16 protein-coding genes are annotated in these 20772 nt (G+C 46.7%); 6 read left to right on the top strand and 10 right to left on the bottom strand.

Going from position 1 to position 20772, the window contains the following annotated elements; all coding sequences use genetic code 11:
• Positions 1–252: 252 nt before the first annotated feature.
• A complete protein-coding gene (locus ACUJFL_RS09585) occupies positions 253–534 on the bottom strand; it encodes a hypothetical protein (RefSeq protein ID WP_445427316.1) in 282 nt (93 codons plus the stop codon).
• 537 nt (positions 535–1071) lie between these two features.
• Between ACUJFL_RS09585 and ACUJFL_RS09580 the strand changes: the two genes are divergently transcribed.
• On the top strand, positions 1072–1617 hold the full coding sequence (locus ACUJFL_RS09580) for a YaeQ family protein (RefSeq protein ID WP_226751653.1): 546 nt from the start codon (positions 1072–1074) through the stop codon (positions 1615–1617).
• Positions 1618–1701: 84 nt separating this feature from the next.
• On the opposite strand, the gene ACUJFL_RS09575 is transcribed toward ACUJFL_RS09580, so the two are convergent.
• The 3 genes from ACUJFL_RS09575 to ACUJFL_RS09565 form a co-directional block, all read right to left on the bottom strand.
• A complete protein-coding gene (locus ACUJFL_RS09575; protein WP_226751654.1) occupies positions 1702–2277 on the bottom strand; it encodes a glutathione S-transferase family protein in 576 nt (191 codons plus the stop codon).
• Between the two features lie 185 nt (positions 2278–2462).
• Positions 2463–3056, bottom strand: coding sequence for a dCTP deaminase (dcd, locus tag ACUJFL_RS09570; RefSeq protein WP_226751655.1), 594 nt, complete (start codon positions 3054–3056; stop codon positions 2463–2465).
• Positions 3057–3058: 2 nt separating this feature from the next.
• Complete coding sequence (locus ACUJFL_RS09565) at positions 3059–3955, bottom strand: Mrp/NBP35 family ATP-binding protein (protein WP_226751656.1); 897 nt, start codon at positions 3953–3955, stop codon at positions 3059–3061.
• A gap of 129 nt (positions 3956–4084) precedes the next feature.
• Between ACUJFL_RS09565 and metG the strand changes: the two genes are divergently transcribed.
• Both metG and ACUJFL_RS09555 read left to right on the top strand, forming a co-directional pair.
• Positions 4085–6145, top strand: a complete 2061-nt coding sequence (metG, locus tag ACUJFL_RS09560; RefSeq protein WP_236129683.1) for a methionine--tRNA ligase — start codon at positions 4085–4087, stop codon at positions 6143–6145.
• A 33-nt stretch (positions 6146–6178) separates the two neighbouring features.
• Complete coding sequence (locus ACUJFL_RS09555; protein ID WP_445427315.1) at positions 6179–7669, top strand: MFS transporter; 1491 nt, start codon at positions 6179–6181, stop codon at positions 7667–7669.
• 1 nt (position 7670) lies between these two features.
• On the opposite strand, the gene ACUJFL_RS09550 is transcribed toward ACUJFL_RS09555, so the two are convergent.
• Together ACUJFL_RS09550 and ACUJFL_RS09545 are read right to left on the bottom strand one after the other, a co-directional pair.
• Positions 7671–9134 carry a hypothetical protein gene (locus tag ACUJFL_RS09550; protein ID WP_445427314.1) on the bottom strand — a complete coding sequence of 488 codons (1464 nt, stop codon included), beginning with the start codon at positions 9132–9134 and terminating at the stop codon, positions 7671–7673.
• 39 nt (positions 9135–9173) lie between these two features.
• Entirely contained in the window at positions 9174–10175 is a 1002-nt protein-coding gene (locus ACUJFL_RS09545) for an NAD(P)H-quinone oxidoreductase (protein WP_445427313.1), read from the bottom strand.
• Positions 10176–10270: 95 nt separating this feature from the next.
• Here ACUJFL_RS09545 and ACUJFL_RS09540 point away from each other — a divergent pair, with 95 nt between their 5' ends.
• Positions 10271–11476 carry a class I SAM-dependent rRNA methyltransferase gene (locus ACUJFL_RS09540; RefSeq protein WP_445427312.1) on the top strand — a complete coding sequence of 402 codons (1206 nt, stop codon included), beginning with the start codon at positions 10271–10273 and terminating at the stop codon, positions 11474–11476.
• A 210-nt stretch (positions 11477–11686) separates the two neighbouring features.
• On the opposite strand, the gene ACUJFL_RS09535 is transcribed toward ACUJFL_RS09540, so the two are convergent.
• The 4 genes from ACUJFL_RS09535 to ACUJFL_RS09520 all read right to left on the bottom strand — a co-directional run bounded on the left by ACUJFL_RS09535 (position 11687) and on the right by ACUJFL_RS09520 (position 17597).
• Entirely contained in the window at positions 11687–11986 is a 300-nt protein-coding gene (locus tag ACUJFL_RS09535; protein ID WP_226751662.1) for a PilZ domain-containing protein, read from the bottom strand.
• Between the two features lie 61 nt (positions 11987–12047).
• Entirely contained in the window at positions 12048–15932 is a 3885-nt protein-coding gene (hrpA, locus tag ACUJFL_RS09530; protein WP_445427311.1) for an ATP-dependent RNA helicase HrpA, read from the bottom strand.
• A 161-nt stretch (positions 15933–16093) separates the two neighbouring features.
• On the bottom strand, positions 16094–16513 hold the full coding sequence (locus ACUJFL_RS09525; RefSeq protein WP_445424721.1) for a CBS domain-containing protein: 420 nt from the start codon (positions 16511–16513) through the stop codon (positions 16094–16096).
• A 76-nt stretch (positions 16514–16589) separates the two neighbouring features.
• The gene (locus ACUJFL_RS09520) at positions 16590–17597 is read right to left on the bottom strand and encodes an isoaspartyl peptidase/L-asparaginase family protein (RefSeq protein WP_445427310.1); all 1008 of its coding nucleotides are present in this window, start codon (positions 17595–17597) and stop codon (positions 16590–16592) included.
• A 422-nt stretch (positions 17598–18019) separates the two neighbouring features.
• Here ACUJFL_RS09520 and ggt point away from each other — a divergent pair, with 422 nt between their 5' ends.
• Both ggt and ACUJFL_RS09510 read left to right on the top strand, forming a co-directional pair.
• Positions 18020–19699: a gamma-glutamyltransferase gene (ggt, locus tag ACUJFL_RS09515; RefSeq protein WP_445424719.1), complete on the top strand. Its 1680-nt coding sequence runs from the start codon at positions 18020–18022 to the stop codon at positions 19697–19699.
• Positions 19700–19788: 89 nt separating this feature from the next.
• Complete coding sequence (locus ACUJFL_RS09510) at positions 19789–20769, top strand: extracellular catalytic domain type 2 short-chain-length polyhydroxyalkanoate depolymerase (protein WP_226751667.1); 981 nt, start codon at positions 19789–19791, stop codon at positions 20767–20769.
• The last annotated feature ends 3 nt before the right edge of the window (positions 20770–20772 follow it).

Below are 20772 nucleotides of genomic sequence, written 5' to 3'. Positions count from 1 at the left end.
GCTGGCGAGCTGTTTTTAATCAAGTGAATGTTCATTCGGACGTGTTCTCGGTATCTGATCTCTGTTGCTGACCCCAACGCTGCCTTATCGCAGACAAAACTACGATTTTGCACAACTTGGACTTAAAGTTTGACATGCTCTGGCATAATCACGGGTAATTATTTCGCGTAAAACCTGTAGATCAATGTCAGCCAGTTTGTTGACATAAAGACACGCCACAGATTTTTTGTACTTACCCAAACGAGTATAAAGTTACTCTGCTTTTTCGACATTGCCACTAACATAAAAAGTTATATTTGCTTTACGAGGTGAAAAAGCAACAGCGGGCATTTCGCCTTCACGCCCTGAATCATAAACATAATGCAATGCGCCAAAACCTATAATTGATGGCCCCAACATCACCGGGGAAAGTCCGGTCACTTCGATGTAAATGTTTAAAACAGTCAATGCGTCGTTTCTACGACAAGAATTGTCAATCGACACAATAAAATCGTCAACAGACACCGAGGTAGGTTTTGTTTTGTTCTCAGCCATGCATATTCCTCAGCAGATAATGTTGAGTGATTTAAGCCGAAGTATACGCTTTCGCCATTGGTGGTCTACCTTAGTTGGCAAGAGTTCTGGTTATTTGACCCCAAAGGTTGCCAGAGGTTGAGCCAGAAGGTTAGGTAAATGTACAAAAGGCAAAACACTTTATCTGAAGTATTATGGTGAAATTTAGGATAGTAGCCCTTAACCTTTTCGCCGTTGGCGAGAGACTTTCTTTTGCGTCGCCAAAAGAAAGTCTCGCAAAGAAAAGGCGACCCACGTTGCTGCGAAAGCCCAGCCAAACTTCCACGACCAAGGCGACGAGGTAACTCGCTCGGCGCTACCGCTTCTCACTCAAACACCCCTCGTCTTAAAACCTTGGCCGAGAAAGCCTGTCTGGCTTGCAACGTAATGGGATTTAAAAGCAAAAAAGAGCTCGGTATCTGCCCCCGAGAGAACGATAACACCTTGGTGCAAACAGCTAACTATTCAAAACTTCAGGCTTTAAGGTACACTGCGTTTTTTCATAAGCTGGGAATGGTTATGGCGCTTAAAGCGACAGTGTGCAAAGTACAATTGCAAATTGCGGATATGGATCGGCATTACTACGCCGATCACAGTTTAACCTTAGCGCAGCATCCTTCTGAAAATAACGAACGATTAATGGTGCGATTACTGGCTTTTGCCCTTAATGCCAATGAAACCTTAGGTTTTACCAAAGGGCTTAGCGGTAGTGAAGATGAAGCAGAGTTGTGGGACTTAGGTTTAGATGGTGTAATCGCGCATTGGGTTGAGTTTGGTCAAGTTGATGAGAAATGGCTGAGAAAAGCCTGTAACCGCGCTAAAAAGGTAACACTATATTGCTATGGTGGCCGCGTTGTTCCAGTGTGGTGGAAAGCCAACAGCGCGGCGTTAGCTCGCTATCAAAATTTAACCGTTATCGACATTCCCGAACAAGCAGTAGCGGATATGGCTAAGCTATTTAACCGTAATATGCAAATTCAATGTAATATTAGCGAAAGCCAAATTTGGTTATCTGATGCGACACAAAGCGTTTTAATTGAACCGGAAGTATTGCAGCAAGGCTAAGTTGTTACGCCATGGCATGAACGTCGCCATGGCGCTATTTCGCTATTTCGCTATTTCGCTATTTATAACTTACTACCCAAGATCTTAAGTTAAACGCGGATCGGTGGTTGCAATGGCAGCTTGTTGTTTATTTTCAGCATAAAAGGCCTGCAGCGCCGGGTATTCGTCTAATTCTAACAATTCTCTGAAGATCACCCAGTCTAGTAAGCTGTAAAGTGACATCGCTATATAATTCCACTGGGCAAACTCATGGTTTTGCGCTTGTTGCTCTAGCACGAACATCGAAGCGGCAATACGTTGTTTTTGTATATTAAAAAACAACCGATCTTCATTAGTATCTAAGCCACTTCGCGCAGATAAAAACAACGTAACCAGTGAATCATTAATGGCGTTAATCACCGTTAATTGATTCTCTTGATACCAACTTAAGGCGGGTAATGATAAAACCGTAGTGAGGTAACGGTAAATAACCCCTGAATCGAACACCATTTGCCCGTCATGCTCAAACATCGGCACTTTAAGTGTCGGGTTCAAGGCTAAAAGCTTTTCACGATCGCCTTCTGCAAAAATTTGCATATCAACAAACTCATACGGCTGTGCCGCCAGTAACAAACGAATGCGTCGCACATAAGGTGAGGTTTGTGAGCCATATAATTTCATTTCACTTCCTTTAAAGCTGTATTGAGCTAATAAAAAATCATTTTTATGCATTTAAAACACAGAAACCAATCACTATGCTTAGCACACAGTTGCCAGACTATGCAGTTTTATTGCATAATCATTGCGCTTCATTTTTGCTTTATAAGCTTGCGCCCACCTGATACGTGGGCTTTTTATTTTTTAGATCAGCCACCTTTATGGTCATGACTAATCCGGCTGGCAACCGCCCCTGTTTGTTCTTTGTACTTCGCATCCAGCCTTTTATTGTAAGGTCTGGCAGCAGGGCCAGTCATCAGTTCAAAGTTTAACGCGCCTATCTTCATATTAGGGCGTAAAGCTAAGGGTAACTTACCACTGTTGTAAAACTCTAAAACGATATTACCTGACCAGCCTGGATCAATGCGATGTGCCGTCACGTGCACCATTAAGCCTAAACGCGCTAGCGACGAACGGCCATCCAACCAGCCCACAATATCATCAGGCAAGGTCACTGACTCTAACGTTACACCAATGGCTAATTCACCGGGATGCAGAATAAATACCCCATCATCGGCTAACACGATCTCATCGCTCATGACGGAATGTAACGCCGCATCCACCTCGGCGCGGGGGCCACTTAAATCGATGTAAGGTGCGGCATGCGCAACAAATACCCGAAACTTATTACCCAAACGAATATCGACGCTCACGCCACTGATCATGTCAACATCGGGGGCTGGCGTGATGCAAATTTTGCCGTCGGCTAGGTAGCGCTCTATATCGCGGTCACATAATCTCATGTTTAATCATCCGTTATTTTAATTTCAACCGAAGCGTACTCCGGTAATTCACCGCTTACCCGCTGTAAAAGCGATAAGCTAATATCATGATACAAAGCGGCCATGGCCGCATCGCCTTGTGTTAACGCCACGCCCAGATCCGACTGCTGACGAATACTCCCTTGCAGAGGTAATTGCCCTAGTACCGGGACTTGATGGCGCTCAGCCAACCTGAGCCCCCCGGCACTACCGAATACATCATCATGCGCACCACAGCTTGGGCAAAGGTAAAAGCTCATATTCTCAACTAAGCCCAGTACAGGAATAGACACTTGGCGAAACATACTAATGGCTTTTTGGGCATCGGCCAGTGCTAAATCTTGAGGTGTAGTTACCACAACCGCGCCGGTTACCGGTAACTTTTGTGACAAAGTTAACTGAATATCACCGGTGCCTGGGGGTAAATCAATCAATAATACATCCAATTCCGGCCAAATTGTTTCGTTAATCAGTTGCAGTAAAGCTTGGCTTGCCATTGGGCCACGCCAAACACTGGCAACCTCGGGATCCACTAAAAAACCAATAGATTGTAATGTTACCCCATGCTGCTGCAGGGGTTGCATTAATTTATTGTCGGGCGAGCTAACTTTTTGCCCCGTTAAGCCAAACAAGGTAGGTAAAGAAGGGCCATAAATGTCGGCATCAAGCAAGCCGGTGCGCACACCCGCGTTAGCCATCGCCATGGCCAAATTTGCAGCCGTAGTCGATTTACCCACGCCACCTTTGCCCGACGCGACCAAAATAACCGTGTGGATCGCTTTAAATACCGGGGCCTGTTGGCGAATTGCCAACAACGCGTTTTGCCAAGGCTCAGCCTGTGGTGTTTGGGTTACTGCTGATTTTTTCAGCCAATTAAACATCGAGACTCCTCAAAAACCAAAAAGGGTGGCATTTTTCCCAGCAATCTGACAATGCCGGATGCGATTTAATGGCGGCTATAGTATCATTAGCGCATATATTTTCAGTCATTTATGTAAGAGCGACCTTTAATGTCAACACGGAAAATTCTGATCACCAGCGCCCTGCCGTATGCAAACGGCCCCATCCACCTTGGTCATTTATTGGAATATATCCAAACCGACATTTGGGCCCGCTTTCAGAAAGCACGTGGCCATCAATGTTATTACGTGTGTGCCGATGATGCCCACGGCACACCGATTATGCTTAAAGCGCAGCAGCAAGGCATTAGTCCTGAGCAGATGATTGCGCAAACCAAAATTGAACACAGCACTGACTTTGCTGACTTTGGCGTGGCCTTTGATAATTATCATTCTACGCACAGTGAAGAAAATCGCGAGTTTGCCAATACCATTTATAACCGCTTAAACGCTGCGGGACATATTAAACGTAAAGTCATTAGCCAGTTATACGATCCACAAAAATCCATGTTTTTACCGGATCGTTTTGTCAAAGGCGATTGCCCTAAGTGCGGCGCACAAGATCAAAATGGCGATAGCTGTGATGTCTGCGGCGCAACCTATAGCCCAACAGAAGTTAAAAATCCACGGTCGGTTGTGTCAGGCGCAACGCCCATTTTAAAAGACAGTGAACATTACTTCTTTGACTTACCGGCCTTTGCAGAGATGTTGCAAGCCTGGACGCGTAGCGGTGCCCTGCAGGATGAAATGGCCAATAAACTACAAGAGTGGTTTAAAGATGGCCTCCAAATGTGGGATATCAGCCGTGATGCGCCTTACTTTGGCTTTGAAATTCCAGATGCGCCAGGTAAGTTTTTCTACGTATGGTTAGATGCCCCCATTGGCTATTTAGCCAGCTTTAAAAATTTGTGCGATCGCATCAATGTCGATTTTGACAGCTTCTGGGCACCCGGCTCAGATGCCGAGGTTTATCATTTTATCGGCAAAGATATTATTTATTTCCACAGCCTGTTTTGGCCTGCCATGTTAGAGGGCGCGGGCTTTCGCAAACCCAACGCGGTTTATGCACATGGTTTTGTCACGGTAAATGGCGCGAAAATGTCAAAATCGCGCGGCACCTTTATCAAAGCACGTACCTATCTAGAGCACTTAGATCCTGAATACCTTCGCTATTATTTTGCCAGCAAATTAACCAGTGGTATTACCGATCTCGATTTAAACCTCGAAGATTTCACGCAAAAAGTGAATGCTGATCTCGTCGGCAAAGTGGTCAATATCGCCAGTCGCTGTGCCGGTTTTATTAGTAAGCGCTTTAATGGCACCTTGTCGGCAACGCTGGCCGAGCCAGAGCTGTATCAAGATTTTATTAATGCCGGTAGCAGCATTGCGCAAAGCTATGAGCAACGTGAATTTGCGAAGGCCATTCGCGACATTATGGCGCTTGCTGATCGTGCGAATCAATATATTGATGCCAAAGCGCCTTGGGTATTAGCCAAAGACGAGAGCAAACAACAAGAAACGCATGATGTTTGCTCTATGGGTTTAAACTTATTCCGCGTGTTAATGCATTATCTTAAGCCGGTGTTACCGAAAATGGCCGCGGATAGCGAAGCCTTTTTAAATACCGAACTGCTGTGGCAACACTACCAAAGCCCTTTATTAAATCATGCGATTAACCCGTTTAAAGCCTTAATGCAGCGTGTCGATCCGGTTAAAGTGCAAGCCATGGTCGCGGCGTCTACCGAAAACTTACAACCCACAGCAGATGCCAGCAGCACAGCCGCAAAAGCGAAAGCGCCTGCTGCTGCGCCAATAGCAAGTGCAGAGCGTGAACCGATTAGCGACACCATCAGCATTGATGATTTTGTCAAAATCGATTTGCGCGTCGCCAAAATTATTGCCGCCGCGCCGGTTGAAGGCGCTGACAAGTTAGTGCAATTAACCTTAGATATTGGCGCGGGTGAAACCCGTCAGGTATTCGCAGGCATTAAAGCGGCCTATACTCCAGAAAGCCTCGTTGGTCGCCAAACGGTGATGGTCGCTAACTTAGCTGCACGCAAAATGCGCTTTGGTTTATCTGAAGGTATGGTGCTCGCAGCGGGGCCTGGCGGCAGTGATATTTTCTTGTTAAGCCCAGATGACGGTGCTCAGCCCGGCATGCGCGTTAAGTAACGCGTAACACAGTTAAACACTTAGAGGTAAAGGATGCCATCGCCATTTCGCAGTTTTTCGTCGCTGTTTTCCACCACGCTGATTATGGTGTTGGGAGCCGGCCTACTGACCACCTATTTAGCGTTGTCATTAGCCCGCGATGGTGTCGAGCAACTGTGGATTGGTGGCATGATGTCGGCTTACTATTTCGGTCTGGTTGCGGGCTCCAAAGTAGGCCATAGACTCATTGCGCGGGTGGGTCATATTCGCACCTTTGTGGCCAGCGCCAGTATTGTAACGGCCTCGGCCCTGTGCCACGCACTTACCGATACACTTGAAATTTGGTTGCTGCTGCGTCTGCTCGTTGGCACCGGCATGATGTGTCAGTATATGGTGCTTGAAAGCTGGCTGAACGAGCAAGCCGATAGCTCACAGCGTGGCTCCGTGTTTGCGGGTTATATGATAGTGTCTTACCTTGGCATGGTAGGCGGTCAAACCCTGTTGTCGTTCTTTCCACAGCTGGGAATAGAGCCGTTATTACTGGTTGGTATCTGTTATGCGCTTTGCATTGTGCCAATTGCACTCACTCGGCGCATCCACCCACAGCCGCTGCATCCTGCACCGCTCAAAATCATGGCGTTTTGGCGTAAAGTACCGCAATCTCTCACCACCATTTTAATTGCGGGGGGGATTTCCGGTTCATTTTACGGTTTAGCGCCCGCCTTTGCAGCGGGTATTGGCCTTAGCAATAGCGAAGTTGCCAGTTTTATGTCTGCCACTATTTTAGCCGGCTTATTAGCGCAGTGGCCGATGGGTAAGCTATCGGATCGGATCCCGCGAAGTCGTCTGGTCCGGGTCAATAGTGCTTTGTTAGGCCTGATTGTGTTAGTGATTGCCTTAGTCCCTCTTAACACCCTACTGTTGTTAGCAGCGACCTTCTGTTTTGGCATCCTCGCCTTTACTTTATATCCGCTGGCGACAGCCATGGCCAATCAGCGTATTGAACAAAGTGAGCGTGTCGCGCTATCCGCCACCATTTTACTGACCTTTGGTATTGGTGCAACCTTAGGGCCCTTAGTGGCCTCTTTTAGCATGCAGCTGTTTGGTAATAGCATGCTTTACCTCTATATGGCGGTATGTTGTGTGATCTTGTTCTTGCGCTTGGCGCGGGTCAATTACAACCAAAAAGTGGCGACCCGACTGCTATCCGAACAGCAACCTTCCGATTATCAACTGGCTTCGGGTGATTTAGTGTCATCGCCTTTAGCGGCCGCTTTAGATCCGCGAGTTGATGAAGAGCTGGTACAGCAACAAATGCGTGATGATGTTGAGCCGCTAGCAGAACAAAACACGACAGCAAATGAAGCAACTGCAGAAGGGGTCGCCCAGTCAGATGTTGCCTCTGAGCCAACAGTAAAACACAACAACTTTGTGCCCAATATCCAAGAAGATGCGCCCCCCTTCGCTCCCTCTGACAGCTTGATAGAGCCTGAATCCCCCCAAAACCCTAAGCACGAGTTGGCTCGGCTTAGGGTGCTTTGCTAGCTTAGTTCGAGATCACTATGGCTTTATTCCACAAGTTTTGGTTTTTGGTATGTAGAAAATAATCATAAGGATGCCAAAACTTTGGAATGAGCGGTGAAGCCATGCGCTCTTGGAAGTCGTAAACGAGCTTGCGTAAAATATCTAACAAACGCTCTTCTGGTATCACTTCAAGCTTTTTACGGGCAGGCGCAAAATATAAGTTATTTTCAATGCTTAACACACAAGCTCGCGCAGACGCTTGGTAAGTTAAACTGTAGGTCACAATACGACAAAACGGCTGGCGGAAATTGCTCGGATAAAGCCCGGCAACGATGGCGTATTCATAACGATCCATGTCGTTACCATCAGAGTCTTTTGGAATATAAGGCAAGCCATAACCTTGCGGAAACATCCCGACAATCCGCAAAAAACCCGCCACACTATTTTTACTAATTTTGCCAAGCTCAGCACTTTTATCTAGCGCCAAAGCGGCCTTTGGCAGATCTTCATAATTGTAAGATTGCTTGGTTGATAACACCATCGAAGTATAGATTTGCGGGATCCGCAGCACATTACCAATGCCCTCTTGCGGCCGGGCCGCTTGTTTCAGCAGCAACAGCAATAAATCACGTTTTTGCTCCTCATCACGCACAAAGCGATCTCGCTCATCACGAGCGCGCCCACGATAGCGGCCCTTACTCAGTGCATGCTGCACATAGTTAAACGCTTCAGTGTAACTGTCCTGTAAAAATGTATTGCGCTCATCCGCCTCGAGTTCACGAAACTCATCGAAGTTACCTTCAGGCCCTTTCAACAGCAATTGACAGCTGGGATGACAACGGCCGATATCTTGTAAAATCGCCGCCATTAACACCGTGACATGAATATTATCGCGATAAGGATGGTGAATAGCATTGTCCGCATAAGGAAGTTCTTTACTGGCTTGATAACATTCCATGATATACGGATGATCAATCAGACCGTCCATGACTAAACGGTCTAACAGGCGTAAGCTGAGTAATGCTTTATAAAGATGACGCACTTTTTGGTTGGTTTTGGCGACATGTCGGCCTTTAGTGGGCGACATCAATTGGATCGTACCGAGCATCTTGGCAGTTTGCTGGTTCGTATCCACAAAGGTGTCACTTTGGCATAGCTGTAATACGTCATAACAAATCGCTTCTAGCTCGCTATAACGCTGAAATTTTGCCTCTTCAATTTGATTATTGAATTCTTGAGATTGGCTTTCGGCCTCTTTTAAATTACGCGCTGTACCTGCCTTACCTTTCGCGCCGCTGTGATTGTTTTCAAATAAATACAATTGCTGCTCTAACGCAGCAGCCTGTGCATCTTCCTGTGGCTTAGCGGCAAACCAGAGCACAGCTTGCTCATAAATGGAGTCTTTCAACGGACTATGGTTATAAATCCGCTCTATCAGCCTTTGCACCGTTTTTGCATAGTTGGCCTTGCCAAAACTAACTGCCATGCGTTATGTCGTCCTTTCACTTGGCGAAACACCAATCAATTAAAATGTTAAAACTAATTTTCCAATGGTTTGATTCGACGCCAGCAGTTGGTGTGCTTGCTCGACATCTGAGGCAGCAAATTGTTGCTGGATCACGGGTGTAACCTTGCCGCTGGCCATATCTGCTGCAAAATCGTGAATAAAGTCCGCAGTTAACTTGCCCTTATAGGCTAAATCGCGATTACGTAAGGTAGAACACCAAAGCTGGCCGCGTTTTCGAAATAACGGCACGAGTTCGAATTCGGGCACCGTGCGTCCTCCCATCATCGCATAAATAATGATCTTACCATCTTGAGCTAATAAGGCCACGTCTTGATTAATATAAGGCCCGGCAACCGGATCTAAGATCAGATTAAAGCCTTCTGGCCAAAACTGTTTTAACGCGTCACTAAACTGTTGCTGCCGATAGTTGATAGCATATTCAGCACCGAGCTTTAAACATGCCTCGGCTTTGTCAGCACTGCCCACCGTAACGGCACTATGCAACCCTTTAGCTTTGGCTAATTGAATAGCAGAAGTGCCAACACCACTGGCTCCCGCATGAATAAGCACACGCTGGCCAGGTTGCGCTTGGCCTTCGGTAAATAATAATTGGTAAGCCGTTAAAAAGGTTTCTGCGGTTGCTGCGGCCTGAACCATGCTCCAGCCAGTTGGTACGAGCATAGCATGCGCTTCTGGCATCACCACATATTCGGCATAACCCCCACCATTGACTAAACCAAACACTTGCCGGCCAAGCCAAGCCTCTAAACGGGCATCCGCCACCGCCACCACGATGCCAGCCACCTCTAAGCCTAAAATGTCGCTATCGCCTGGCGGTGGCGGATACAACCCTTGGCGCTGCATCAAATCAGCACGATTAATCCCACAAGCCGCTACTTGAATTAATAGCTGACCGGTCATCAATTCTGGTATAGGTTGGCTTTGCCATACTAAAACACTGTTTTTACCGGGTTGCTGTACCGAAACGGCAAGCATTTGCTGCGGAATTGGCTTGTTCATAGCACTCCATAACGATAGCTTTACGAATTTACTTTAGCTTTGTCGGTCTCTTCTCTAAAATACGCCCTTTAGTCTAGCACAGCGTACATAAAATCATGAATAGAACCGTAAACTTACCTACAATTGTCTTGCAAGATGGTCGTGAAAAGGCTCTAAACCGCCGCCATCCGTGGCTGTTTTCCAATGCCATAGATAAGGTGTTAAATACCCCTAATCGCGGCGACACGGTTGAAGTACTCAGTAGTAAAGGACAATGGCTGGCACGGGCAGCCTATTCACCGAGTTCACAAATTCGCGCTCGCATCTGGACTTTCCAACAAGATGAAGCGATTGATGTTGATTTCTTTGTACGTAAAATCAGCCGAGCATGGCAGATCCGTCAAAGTGTCTTTAATACCGAAGATACCAATGGCCTACGCATCATAGCAGCCGAGTCGGACGATCTTCCCGGCATTACTATCGATAAATTCGCCGATGTATTGGTGGTGCAATTATTATCCGCGGGGGCGGATGCCAAACGCAAAATGCTGGTAAGCGCTTTGCAACAGGTTTTTCCTGAGCACAGTATTTACGAGCGTTCAGATGTTGATATCCGTAAAAAAGAAGGCTTACCACTGGTTAAAGGCTGGTTACATTTACCCCGCGAAAGCGGCGAAGTGCTCATTAAAGAGCACGGTATGACGCTGATTGTTGATATTATTGAAGGCCACAAAACCGGTTTTTACCTCGATCAACGTGCCAGCCGTGCAGCCGTGCGTCGGTATGCCAAAAATGCCGAGATGTTAAACTGCTTTAGCTACACCGGTACCTTTGGCGTAGCTGCTTTATTAGGCGGTGCTCGTCATGTGACTAACGTGGATATGTCAGAGTTAGCCTTAACTACCGCCAACCGTAACGCCGAGCTTAATCACTTAGATTTAAATGCCCTCACCCATACAAAGGCCGATGTGTTTAAGTTATTACGACAGTATCAAGAAGAAGGCAAAACCTTTGATATGATTATATTAGACCCGCCGAAGTTTGCGGATAATAAATCACAACTCAATGGTGCCTGTCGGGGTTACAAAGATATAAACCGCTTAGCGATGCAATTAGTTAAACCTGGCGGTTTGCTCTTCACCTTTTCTTGCTCAGGCTTAATTGAAGAAGCATTATTTCAAAAAGTCGTGGCCGATGCGGCGCTGGATGCCAAGCGAGATTGTTTGTTTATCGAACGCTTACAACAAGACAGTGACCATCTGATTGCCAGCTTTTTTCCTGAAGGCTTTTACTTGAAAGGCTTAATTTGCAAAATATATTAAGGCCGCTTGAGATTTGCTGAATATTTGCAGCAATGCAGATTAAAGCTCTGTATGACAGAGTATGCCAGTGTGATGTAATTGACATGAGAATATGTCAGCAGCAGTAGCCTATATGATGGCAATGTTGCTGGCATCAGCCAATAAAAATGTTGCTACGCCTTTTTATTAAAAGCATAGCAACGTTTTATAGACACTGAGTGATTAACCGCTTTAGTTAAGCTCGATGAAAGCTAATCCCAAATTGTAGCTCTCTTCGCTGTCTTGACTGCAACGCATCACCTTAGCCGTCGCATCAAGCGGCGGTACGCTGGCATTCGGCGATTCTAAACGGATGCGAATTAAAGTGCCTAACTCAATCAACTCATCGGTTTCAACCGACATCCCCGAAGCACTTAAATCTCGACAAACCCCATCTACCACTCGGGCGGCTTCTGGGTCGTTAATCATCAGCTTTACATCAGCATTTACCATCATGCGGTAAAAATGCCGGTTATCATTCCTGTTTACCATATCGATTTCCTTACACTACTTAACCTTAATCTTAGCAAGCTTAACACAGCCTGCAAGTATATTATTTAAGCTCTTGTACGGCATTAAGGATCCGCTTCGCAGAAATAGGATAAGGCGTTCCCAATTGCTGCGCATGCTGTGATACTTTTAGCTCTTGTAACATCCAACTTATCGCGCTTACGGCCTCAGGTAAGGGTTGCCCAGCAAATTTGCCAAGTAGTTGCAAATAAGCTTGTTCGGCGTGTTGATATTCGTGCATTAACAAACGATCTCGATTTGGATCGACCGGCAGTTTTTCTAAACGCTTCACCATAGCACTGAGATAACGCAGTAAATCGTCCATACGCGAAGCGCCATGTTTTGTAACAAAGCCTTTAAAAATCAATTGCTCTAATTGACTTTTCACATCGGCTTGCGCCTGATAATGCGCCAAATCGACTTTGCCCTTCAAACGCTTTTGAATTTCGTGATACTGATTAAGGATCCGCTCAACCTGCAGCGCAATTTGCCGCACCCGTTCAGCTAAATCAGCACGTAAGCGCTCTTTTAGCTGCTGAAACGCGTTGGCATCTTGTACCGGCAGTGCTTGCGTAATTAACTCATCGGTGGCTGCCGCAATACAATCATCAATCAGCTCTAATACCTTACCAAAAGGATTAAAGTACAAACCCAATTTGGCGCGGTTAGGTAACGTATCTTGTAAATACTTCACCGGGGATGGAATATTCAGCAATAATAAGCGACGCAAGCCTTTGATATGTTCTTGTTGCGCGCGCTGCGGATTATCCAACAGCCGAATGGCGACACTATCGCCTTCATCAATTAAAGCCGGAAAGGCTTTAATTTCAAAACCCGCTTGCAGCTTGACATACTCTTGCGGTAAATCACCAAAGGTCCAGTTCGTCAGCGCAGCTTGCTCAATACCCTGCTCTGCCACTTCGCTAAGGCTTTGCTGTACTTCACCTTGCAGCTGCTGTTTTAACAAAGCCAACGAGCGCCCCTGAGCCACGAGCTTGCGCTCATCGACAATTTTAAAATTCATCCGCAGATGCGCCGCTAAGCCTGACAGCTCCCAAGCATCTTCCGGAATATTCAGCCCCGACATTCGTTTTAATTTATACGTAACAACGTCTAACAGAGGGCCATCCTCTGGTTGAATGCTTTGCAACAAGGCATCGGCGTAATTTGGCGCGGGCACAAAATTACGCCGCAAGTTTTTTGGTAACGATTTAATCAAAGCCACCAGTAATTCATGACGTAATGCTGGGATCAACCAATCAAAACCGGTATTTTCAACCTGATTCAGCAGCGCCAGCGGGATCAATACACTGACACCATCATCAGGTTCACCAGGTGCAAAATGGTATTCTAATGGTAAGGTTAAATTTCCCTGCTGCCAGCTTTCTGGAAATTTAGCCGAGGTAATATCTGAGGCATCCCGCTGTAATAAAGCATCAGGATCGAAATTTAAAAAAGTCGCATCTTGTTGCCGTTTTTTCTTCCACCATTTAATAAAATCAACACGATTATTAGCATACACGGGAATACGCTCAGCATAAAAACTGGCTAACGCATCATCATCGATTAAAATATCGCGACGCCGAGATTTCTCTTCGAGCGATTGCACCTGCTCAATTAATTGCTGATTGTGTTGTAAAAATGCATCTTGTAGCCCCGACTCGCCATTAATCAAGCCTTCGCGAATAAACAATTGGTGAGACACGGCTTCATCAATACGGCTAAACAGAACCGGTCTTTTTCCAACAATGATCACACCGTATAACGTCACTTGTTCATAAGCGACGACAGCGCCTTTTTTCTTTTCCCAATGCGGTTCACTGTAACTGCGGTTAACCAAATGCTGCGCCAAGGGTTCAACCCACTCGGGTTCAATTTTAGCTAAACTTCGCGCATACAAACGGCTGGTTTCAACCCATTCAGCGGCCATAACCCATTTAGGTTTGCGTTTGAACAAATGGCTGCCCGGAAAAGCATAAAAACGGGTTTGCCGCGGGCCCAAATAATCGGCTTCGCTGTCTTTACAGCCAATTTGCCCTAATAAGCCGCTTAATAATGACATATGCACTTGCTGATAATTCGCGGCTTGCTCGTTGCTTTTTAGTTGCTGCTCTTGGGCCACCTGGCTTAATTGCGCAACGAGATCTTGCCACTCGCGCACACGTAGGTAGTTTAAAAATTCTAACCGGCAGTTACGTCGAAATTGATTATTCGTTAAGGCTTCTTGCTGTTGTTGCAGGTGATCCCACAGTTTAAGCCAACTGCTAAAATCAGAATCCGGATCGGCAAAGCGGCTATGTAATTCATCGGCTTTTTGCTGTTTATCCAGTGGCCGCTCTCGCGGATCTTGGATCGATAACGCCGCCACAATCACTAACACTTCCCGCAAGGCGCCATTATCACTGGAGGCTATCACCATCCGAGCTAAACGCGGATCGATAGGTAAACGTGCCAGTTGCTTTCCTAACGCGGTTAATTTTAGTGGGTCTTTACCGCGCTGCTGTGCAATTGCACTGAGCTCTTCTAATAGTTTTAAACCATCATTGACGAAGCGGCTATCGGGTTTTTGTAAAAAAGGAAAGGCTTCAATATCACCTAATCCCAGCGCCAGCATTTGCATAATCACCGATGCAAGGTTCGTACGCAGGATCTCCGGATCGGTAAACTCGGGGCGTCCGATAAAGTCTTCTTCGCTATATAAACGAATACAAATACCGGCAGCGACCCGACCACAGCGGCCTTTGCGTTGATTCGCGCTCGCTTGACTGATCGCTTCAATGGGTAATTGTTGTACTTTGGAGCGATAGCTATAGCGCGAAATACGCGCAGTACCCGGATCGATCACATAACGGATCCCCGGTACCGTTAAGGAAGTTTCGGCCACGTTGGTTGATAACACAATGCGTCGGCCTGCATGTTGCTGAAAAATCCGATTTTGCTCGGCAGCACTTAGCCGTGCATACAGCGGTAACACTTCGGTGTGCGGTAATTGCAGTTTTTCTAGCGCATCGGCCGTATCACGAATTTCACGCTCACCGTTTAAGAAAATTAAAATGTCACCTGGCGGCTCTTGATAGAGCTCATTGACGGCATCAAAGATACCTTGCAACTGATCGCCATCTTTATCATCCAGTTCACTGTAAGGGCGATAACGCACTTCTACCGGATAAGTTCGCCCCGACACTTCAACAATAGGCGCATCGAAAAAATGCTTCGAAAACCGTTCCGGATCAATTGTTGCAGAAGTAATAATGACCTTTAAATCAGGACGCTTAGGTAATAATTGCTTCAAATAACCTAATAAGAAATCGATATTTAAGCTGCGCTCATGCGCTTCATCAATGATCAACGTATCGTATTGATTTAAAAACCGGTCATGCTGCATCTCGGTCAGCAAAATACCGTCGGTCATTAACTTTATTAAGGTGTCGGCATGAGTATGATCGCCAAAGCGGATTTTATAACCAACTTGCTGCCCAACCTGACAATCTAATTCTTCAGCTAAACGCGCACAAACACTTCGGGCGGCAAGACGGCGGGGCTGGGTATGGCCGATCGTACCGGCCACACCTCGGCCCAGCTCTAAACAAATTTTCGGGATCTGAGTGGTTTTACCCGAACCGGTTTCACCGGCAATGATCACCACTTGATGCGCAGCAATGGCGGCTTTAATGTCATCTTTTTTAGCAACAACCGGTAACTCTTGAGGATAATGAAGCGCCGGCACAGCTTTCGCCCGCACTTGGCGCAGCGCCATGGAGCGCTCAATATCGGCACAAAGCCGAGACAATTTACTTTGTTGTGCTGCAACGTCAGCGAGTTTTTTTAGCGCAGATAATTGGCGACGGAAACGAAACTGATCTTGCAGTAAGCAATCAGCCAATTTTGCGTAACATTCGGAAACAGAAAATGGTGCTGTAGCAGACAAAATAACGCCCTCAGAAGTCAGAGGGCGCAATGCTACCAAGTAAGGGGGCGGCAATCCAGTAATACGCTACACCGCCGGCTAACTGAAGTGTAAATATACTGAGGCGTCAGTGATTAACCCACTTTACCATAATAAGTGTAAATATACTGAGGCGTTAGTGTTTAACCTACTTTTCCGTAATGCGAGTGCAGTTCCTTGTCTATTGCCGCTAACACAGCGGAACGGGTAATGATCCCCAGTAAAAAACCATCATCGTCGACAACCGGATAGAGTTTCGGCTGCGCTTTCAACATTGTTTGTGCCACATCAATAATGCCGTAGTAGTCTTTAACCGTCAGCACATTCGTTTGCATAATATCAGACACCTTAAACGATTGCTGATCGTGATAGGTTGACATCAGCATTCGGGCTAAACAATCTTGCTCTGATATAAACCCAATAATTTTGCGCCGTTCATCAATAACCGGCCCACCGGTTTGTCGGCATTTAATTAATCGATCAACAGCCATTTCTACTGGCATCTCCGCATTAAACGTCACGGGATGCTTATTCATATAATCAGCGACTTTCAGTAAATCCATATTTCCCCCACAACAACCTGTTAGTTAACTTTTTAAGCTTAGCTCATCAGGTTAATTTTGCATGGGGGGTTAACGATTAATTCTCAGCGTTGTCACTAAAAATTTCTACCCGCAATGGCGTGACTGCGCCACGCATTGCGCGGTACATCCCTTCAGTATTAAACGCCCAGCTTAATTGCCCTGCCGCGTCCACCACAATAACACCGCCAGTGCCCCCTACTTTTGCCAGTTCACTCATGACTTCTTGCGCGGCCAAAGAGGCCGTTTTACCTTGATATTTAACCCGTGCGCAGATATCAGAAGCCACTTGATAGCGGATAAAGTATTCACCATGGCCTGTCGCAGAAACCGCACAGCTGCTGTTATCCGCAAAGTTACCGGCACCGATCACCGGAGCATCGCCAATGCGGCCATAGCGTTTCGCGGTCATACCACCGGTTGAAGTGGCAGCGGCTAAATTACCAGCCTGATCTATCGCAACCGCGCCCACGGTGCCCATGCGCCAGGCTGGATCAAATGGGATCTGTGCTTGATGCGGTTGCGGTGCCATAGCTTGCTTAGCGCGTTGCAAGGCTTCATACCGAAACTCGGTGTTGTAATAGGTATTTTTCACTCGCTCAAGTGGTAAGGTATCTGCAAAGGCTTCAGCTCCGGCGCCAGCAAGCATGACATGCTCAGATTGCTCCATCACGGCGCGCGCTAATAAAATGGGGTTTTTAATCGTACTTATCCCCGCCACGGCACCGGCTTGTCGGTCTTGTCCCTGCATGATTGACGCATCCAATTCATGCTGCTCGTCAAAGGTATATACCGCCCCCTTGCCCGCATTAAATAACGGTGAATCCTCCAACAGCATCACTGCAGCAGTCACGGCATCTAAGCTGCTACCGCCTTGCTGTAGTACCGCGTAACCCTGCTCTACGGCTTGGGTTAACGCCGCTTCATAGGCTTGTTGCTGCACGGTTGTCATCTGTGTTTTGTTGATCGTGCCTGCACCACCATGAATAACAATACCAACGGGGCTTGCTGCGAATGAACTAACACAAGCAACACCTAGCAATGCCGCTAAAACGGAAACTTTCATCGTCTTTTCTACCTTTTTCAGTGAATAAGTTCTGCTATTAGATGTACGTTATTTCAGCGGGCTCAGCAAGTATATCGGTTGATTATGCTATTTCTTGCGATAGATCAAAACGTAAAATCAGCTAGTGCTTATATTAACGCTCGTTGTTAGCATTTTTGGTGATACAACACTAACCTGACATTTGGCGCCTTTATTGGGCGCCTTTTTTTTGTTGCTCACCCGCTTGCTAAGCGCTGAGTCAATCGAAGGTGTATTGCATGCTGGATGGCACTGACCGCCTTAAGTTAGCCCATAAATGCTTTGCAAAACAGCATTCAACGCCGCTTTATTCTTGCTAAGACAAAAAACGCATTACAACATCGATTTCTTTTCTTAAACGTCAATGCTATGTTCTGTGTTTCATCTTTGTTCGGAGCTTCGCTATGTCTTTCTTCACTCGTCCGTTCAGCCGCTTAGGGCTGATTGTTTGTCTCACCGTTATGTCTCCCGTGCAGGCAGAAAACGTTCTTAGCGCCGGTGCGGTCGCCAGCCCAGATCGTTATGGTGCAGAAGTAGCGGCTGCGGTGCTAAAACAAGGCGGCAATGCCGTTGATGCAGCAGTGGCTACGGCTTTAACCTTAGCGGTAACCTATCCTGAGGCAGGCAATATCGGTGGCGGTGGCTTTATGACACTGTGGTTTAACAATAGAGCCTATTTTCTTGACTATCGGGAAATGGCACCGGCAAAAGCGCACCGTGATATGTATTTAAATGCCGAAGGTGAAGTGATTGAAGGCATGAGCTTAGTGGGTCATCGAGCTTCGGGCGTGCCAGGTACCGTCATGGGCTTGTGGCAAGCACACCAGCAATTCGGCAGCTTGCCTTGGGCAAGTTTAGTCGCGCCAGCGATTAAACTGGCAGAGGAAGGCTTTACCGTGCCAGATAAAGCCTATCATTATGAAGGGAATGCACTGCAACGTTATGCCGGACGGACAAACTTTGCTGACTATTTTGGCGCAATGCGCCCAGGCGAACAGTTTAAACAACCGGCTTTAGCAAAAACCTTAAGCCGAATTGCTGAGCATGGGCCAGCCGATTTTTACCAAGGTGAAACCGCAAAATTACTGTTAGCTGAAATGACAAGGGGGCAAGGTTTAATCAGTGCCGAAGACTTAGCTAATTATCGGGCAGTCTGGCGCAACCCTATTGTGACTACTTGGCGCGATAAACAATTGATAACCGTCGCACCACCTAGCTCAGGAGGTATTGCGTTAATTCAATTGCTAACGTTAAAAGATCTGAATGCCCCCCACTTTGCTAATGTCAGCCATAACTCGGCCCAATACGTTCACTTGATTGCCGAAATCGAAAAACGCGTTTTTGCCGATCGTGCCGATTATCTTGGTGATCCTGATTTTACTGAAGTACCACAGCAACGCTTACTCGATCAGCGTTACTTAGCCAAGCGCGCCAGTGAAGTGAATGCCAAGGCTATTTCAGAGACGGCAAAAGTACGCCCGGGTTTAGAATCTGAGCAAACCACGCATTTTTCCATCGTCGATAAAGCCGGTAATGCGGTGTCAAATACCTATACCCTGAATTTAGATTATGGCAGTGGTGTTGTGGTGACCGATGCAGGCTTTTTATTGAATAATGAAATGGATGATTTTTCTGCCAAAGCCGGTGTGCCGAACGCTTTTGGTGTGGTTGGTAGCGATGCCAATGCCATTGCGCCGAAAAAACGCATGTTATCCTCGATGACGCCGAGTATTGTGTTAAAAGATCAAAAACTGGAATTAGTGATTGGCACACCTGGTGGCTCAACCATTTTCACCAGTATCTTTCAGGTGATGCTGAATATTTACGATTATAAAATGACTCCCGCTGCTGCGGTAGCTGCGCTGCGCTTTCATCATCAATTATTACCTCAAGATCAAATTCGCTTAGAACCCTATGCCAATTTAGCCAGCGAAGTGGCAGCAGAGTTAAGACAGCGTGGATATCAGCTTCACACGCCAAACTGGAACCTTGGCGATATTCAATTAATTAAAATTGAAAATCAGACACCGATCGCCGTGGCCGATCCACGAGGTCGCGGTGTAGCGTTACTGGTTGAAGATTAATTACCGCTCGCTACTGTACTAAAGCCTTATTGTCGTTAGTCGCATGCTGACCGATAGTAAGGCATCTAATTGTTATTTTTGGAGTGACTATGTTGTCATGTCGTTTAGCTGTGCTCAGTGCTATGGTAGTCAGTACCTCTCTCGCGGCCAGCGAACCCTTACCTAAATTGAATTTAACCGCAAATATCACCGTTTCAGGCTTGTCTTCCGGCGGGTATATGGCCGGTCAGTTTCATCAAGCTTATGCTGAAGAAGTGACGGGGGTCGCCATTTTAGCCGCTGGGCCGGTTAACTGTGCTCAAGGCGATTTACGTATTGCTATGGGGCACTGCATGGCGAACCCGAACTCAGAGCCTGATTTAGCCTCTATTGAAACGAAACTGAATCAGTTACGCGAGGCGGGAGAATTAGCGCCACTGAGCGCGGTACAAGGCGCTAAAGTGTGGTTGTTCAATGGCAGTGCCGATCAAACCGTGTCAGCTAAAGTCGGCGCGGCCTTAGCCAAACAATATACTCATTGGTTACCTGCAGCGCAGTTAGCCGTTGTGGCCGATCAACCTTTTGCGCACCACTTTCCCACGGCAAAAGCCGGTTTAACTGAGTGTGATAAATCAGAATCACCTTTTATCGCCAGTTGTCAGTATGACGCTGCAGCAAAACTACTGGGCCATATCTTGGCGAAACCTTTAAAAGCCGCTACGGATCCGATTGGTCAGTTACTGAAACTGGATCAACACCAGTTAGCACCCGCCAGTCAAGGTCAGTTAGCACAGTATGGTTATGTGTATATCCCGCAAAGCTGTGCTGCCGGTCAACGTTGTGACTTGCACATTAGCTTTCATGGCTGTCGACAAGACGCTAGCCAGATTGGAGAAGCCTATCTGCGACAAACCGGTTTAAATGACTATGCTGAAGCTAATCAACTGGTGGTGTTATATCCGCAAGTTGAAAAAAGCACGTTAAACCCGTTTGGCTGTTGGGATTGGTGGGGCTATAGCGCAAGCAATTATCTCACCAAAAAAGGCCCACAGAACCTTGCCGTAAAACAATTGGCGGCGGCTCTGCGTTAACAC

This window comes from Alishewanella sp. HL-SH05, assembly GCF_052655985.1.
This window is presented reverse-complemented; position numbering and strand designations above follow the sequence as displayed.

Coding starts and splice junctions, on each gene's coding strand:
- ACUJFL_RS09520 (WP_445427310.1), bottom strand. CDS start 17,597: ATGAAAGTTTCCGTTTTAGCGGCATTGCTAGGTGTTGCTTGTGTTAGT.
- ggt (WP_445424719.1), top strand. CDS start 18,020: ATGTCTTTCTTCACTCGTCCGTTCAGCCGCTTAGGGCTGATTGTTTGT.
- ACUJFL_RS09585 (WP_445427316.1), bottom strand. CDS start 534: ATGGCTGAGAACAAAACAAAACCTACCTCGGTGTCTGTTGACGATTTT.
- ACUJFL_RS09510 (WP_226751667.1), top strand. CDS start 19,789: ATGTTGTCATGTCGTTTAGCTGTGCTCAGTGCTATGGTAGTCAGTACC.
- ACUJFL_RS09550 (WP_445427314.1), bottom strand. CDS start 9,134: ATGGCAGTTAGTTTTGGCAAGGCCAACTATGCAAAAACGGTGCAAAGG.
- ACUJFL_RS09565 (WP_226751656.1), bottom strand. CDS start 3,955: ATGTTTAATTGGCTGAAAAAATCAGCAGTAACCCAAACACCACAGGCT.
- ACUJFL_RS09525 (WP_445424721.1), bottom strand. CDS start 16,513: ATGGATTTACTGAAAGTCGCTGATTATATGAATAAGCATCCCGTGACG.
- metG (WP_236129683.1), top strand. CDS start 4,085: ATGTCAACACGGAAAATTCTGATCACCAGCGCCCTGCCGTATGCAAAC.
- ACUJFL_RS09540 (WP_445427312.1), top strand. CDS start 10,271: ATGAATAGAACCGTAAACTTACCTACAATTGTCTTGCAAGATGGTCGT.
- ACUJFL_RS09575 (WP_226751654.1), bottom strand. CDS start 2,277: ATGAAATTATATGGCTCACAAACCTCACCTTATGTGCGACGCATTCGT.
- ACUJFL_RS09555 (WP_445427315.1), top strand. CDS start 6,179: ATGCCATCGCCATTTCGCAGTTTTTCGTCGCTGTTTTCCACCACGCTG.
- ACUJFL_RS09535 (WP_226751662.1), bottom strand. CDS start 11,986: ATGGTAAACAGGAATGATAACCGGCATTTTTACCGCATGATGGTAAAT.
- dcd (WP_226751655.1), bottom strand. CDS start 3,056: ATGAGATTATGTGACCGCGATATAGAGCGCTACCTAGCCGACGGCAAA.
- ACUJFL_RS09545 (WP_445427313.1), bottom strand. CDS start 10,175: ATGAACAAGCCAATTCCGCAGCAAATGCTTGCCGTTTCGGTACAGCAA.
- ACUJFL_RS09580 (WP_226751653.1), top strand. CDS start 1,072: ATGGCGCTTAAAGCGACAGTGTGCAAAGTACAATTGCAAATTGCGGAT.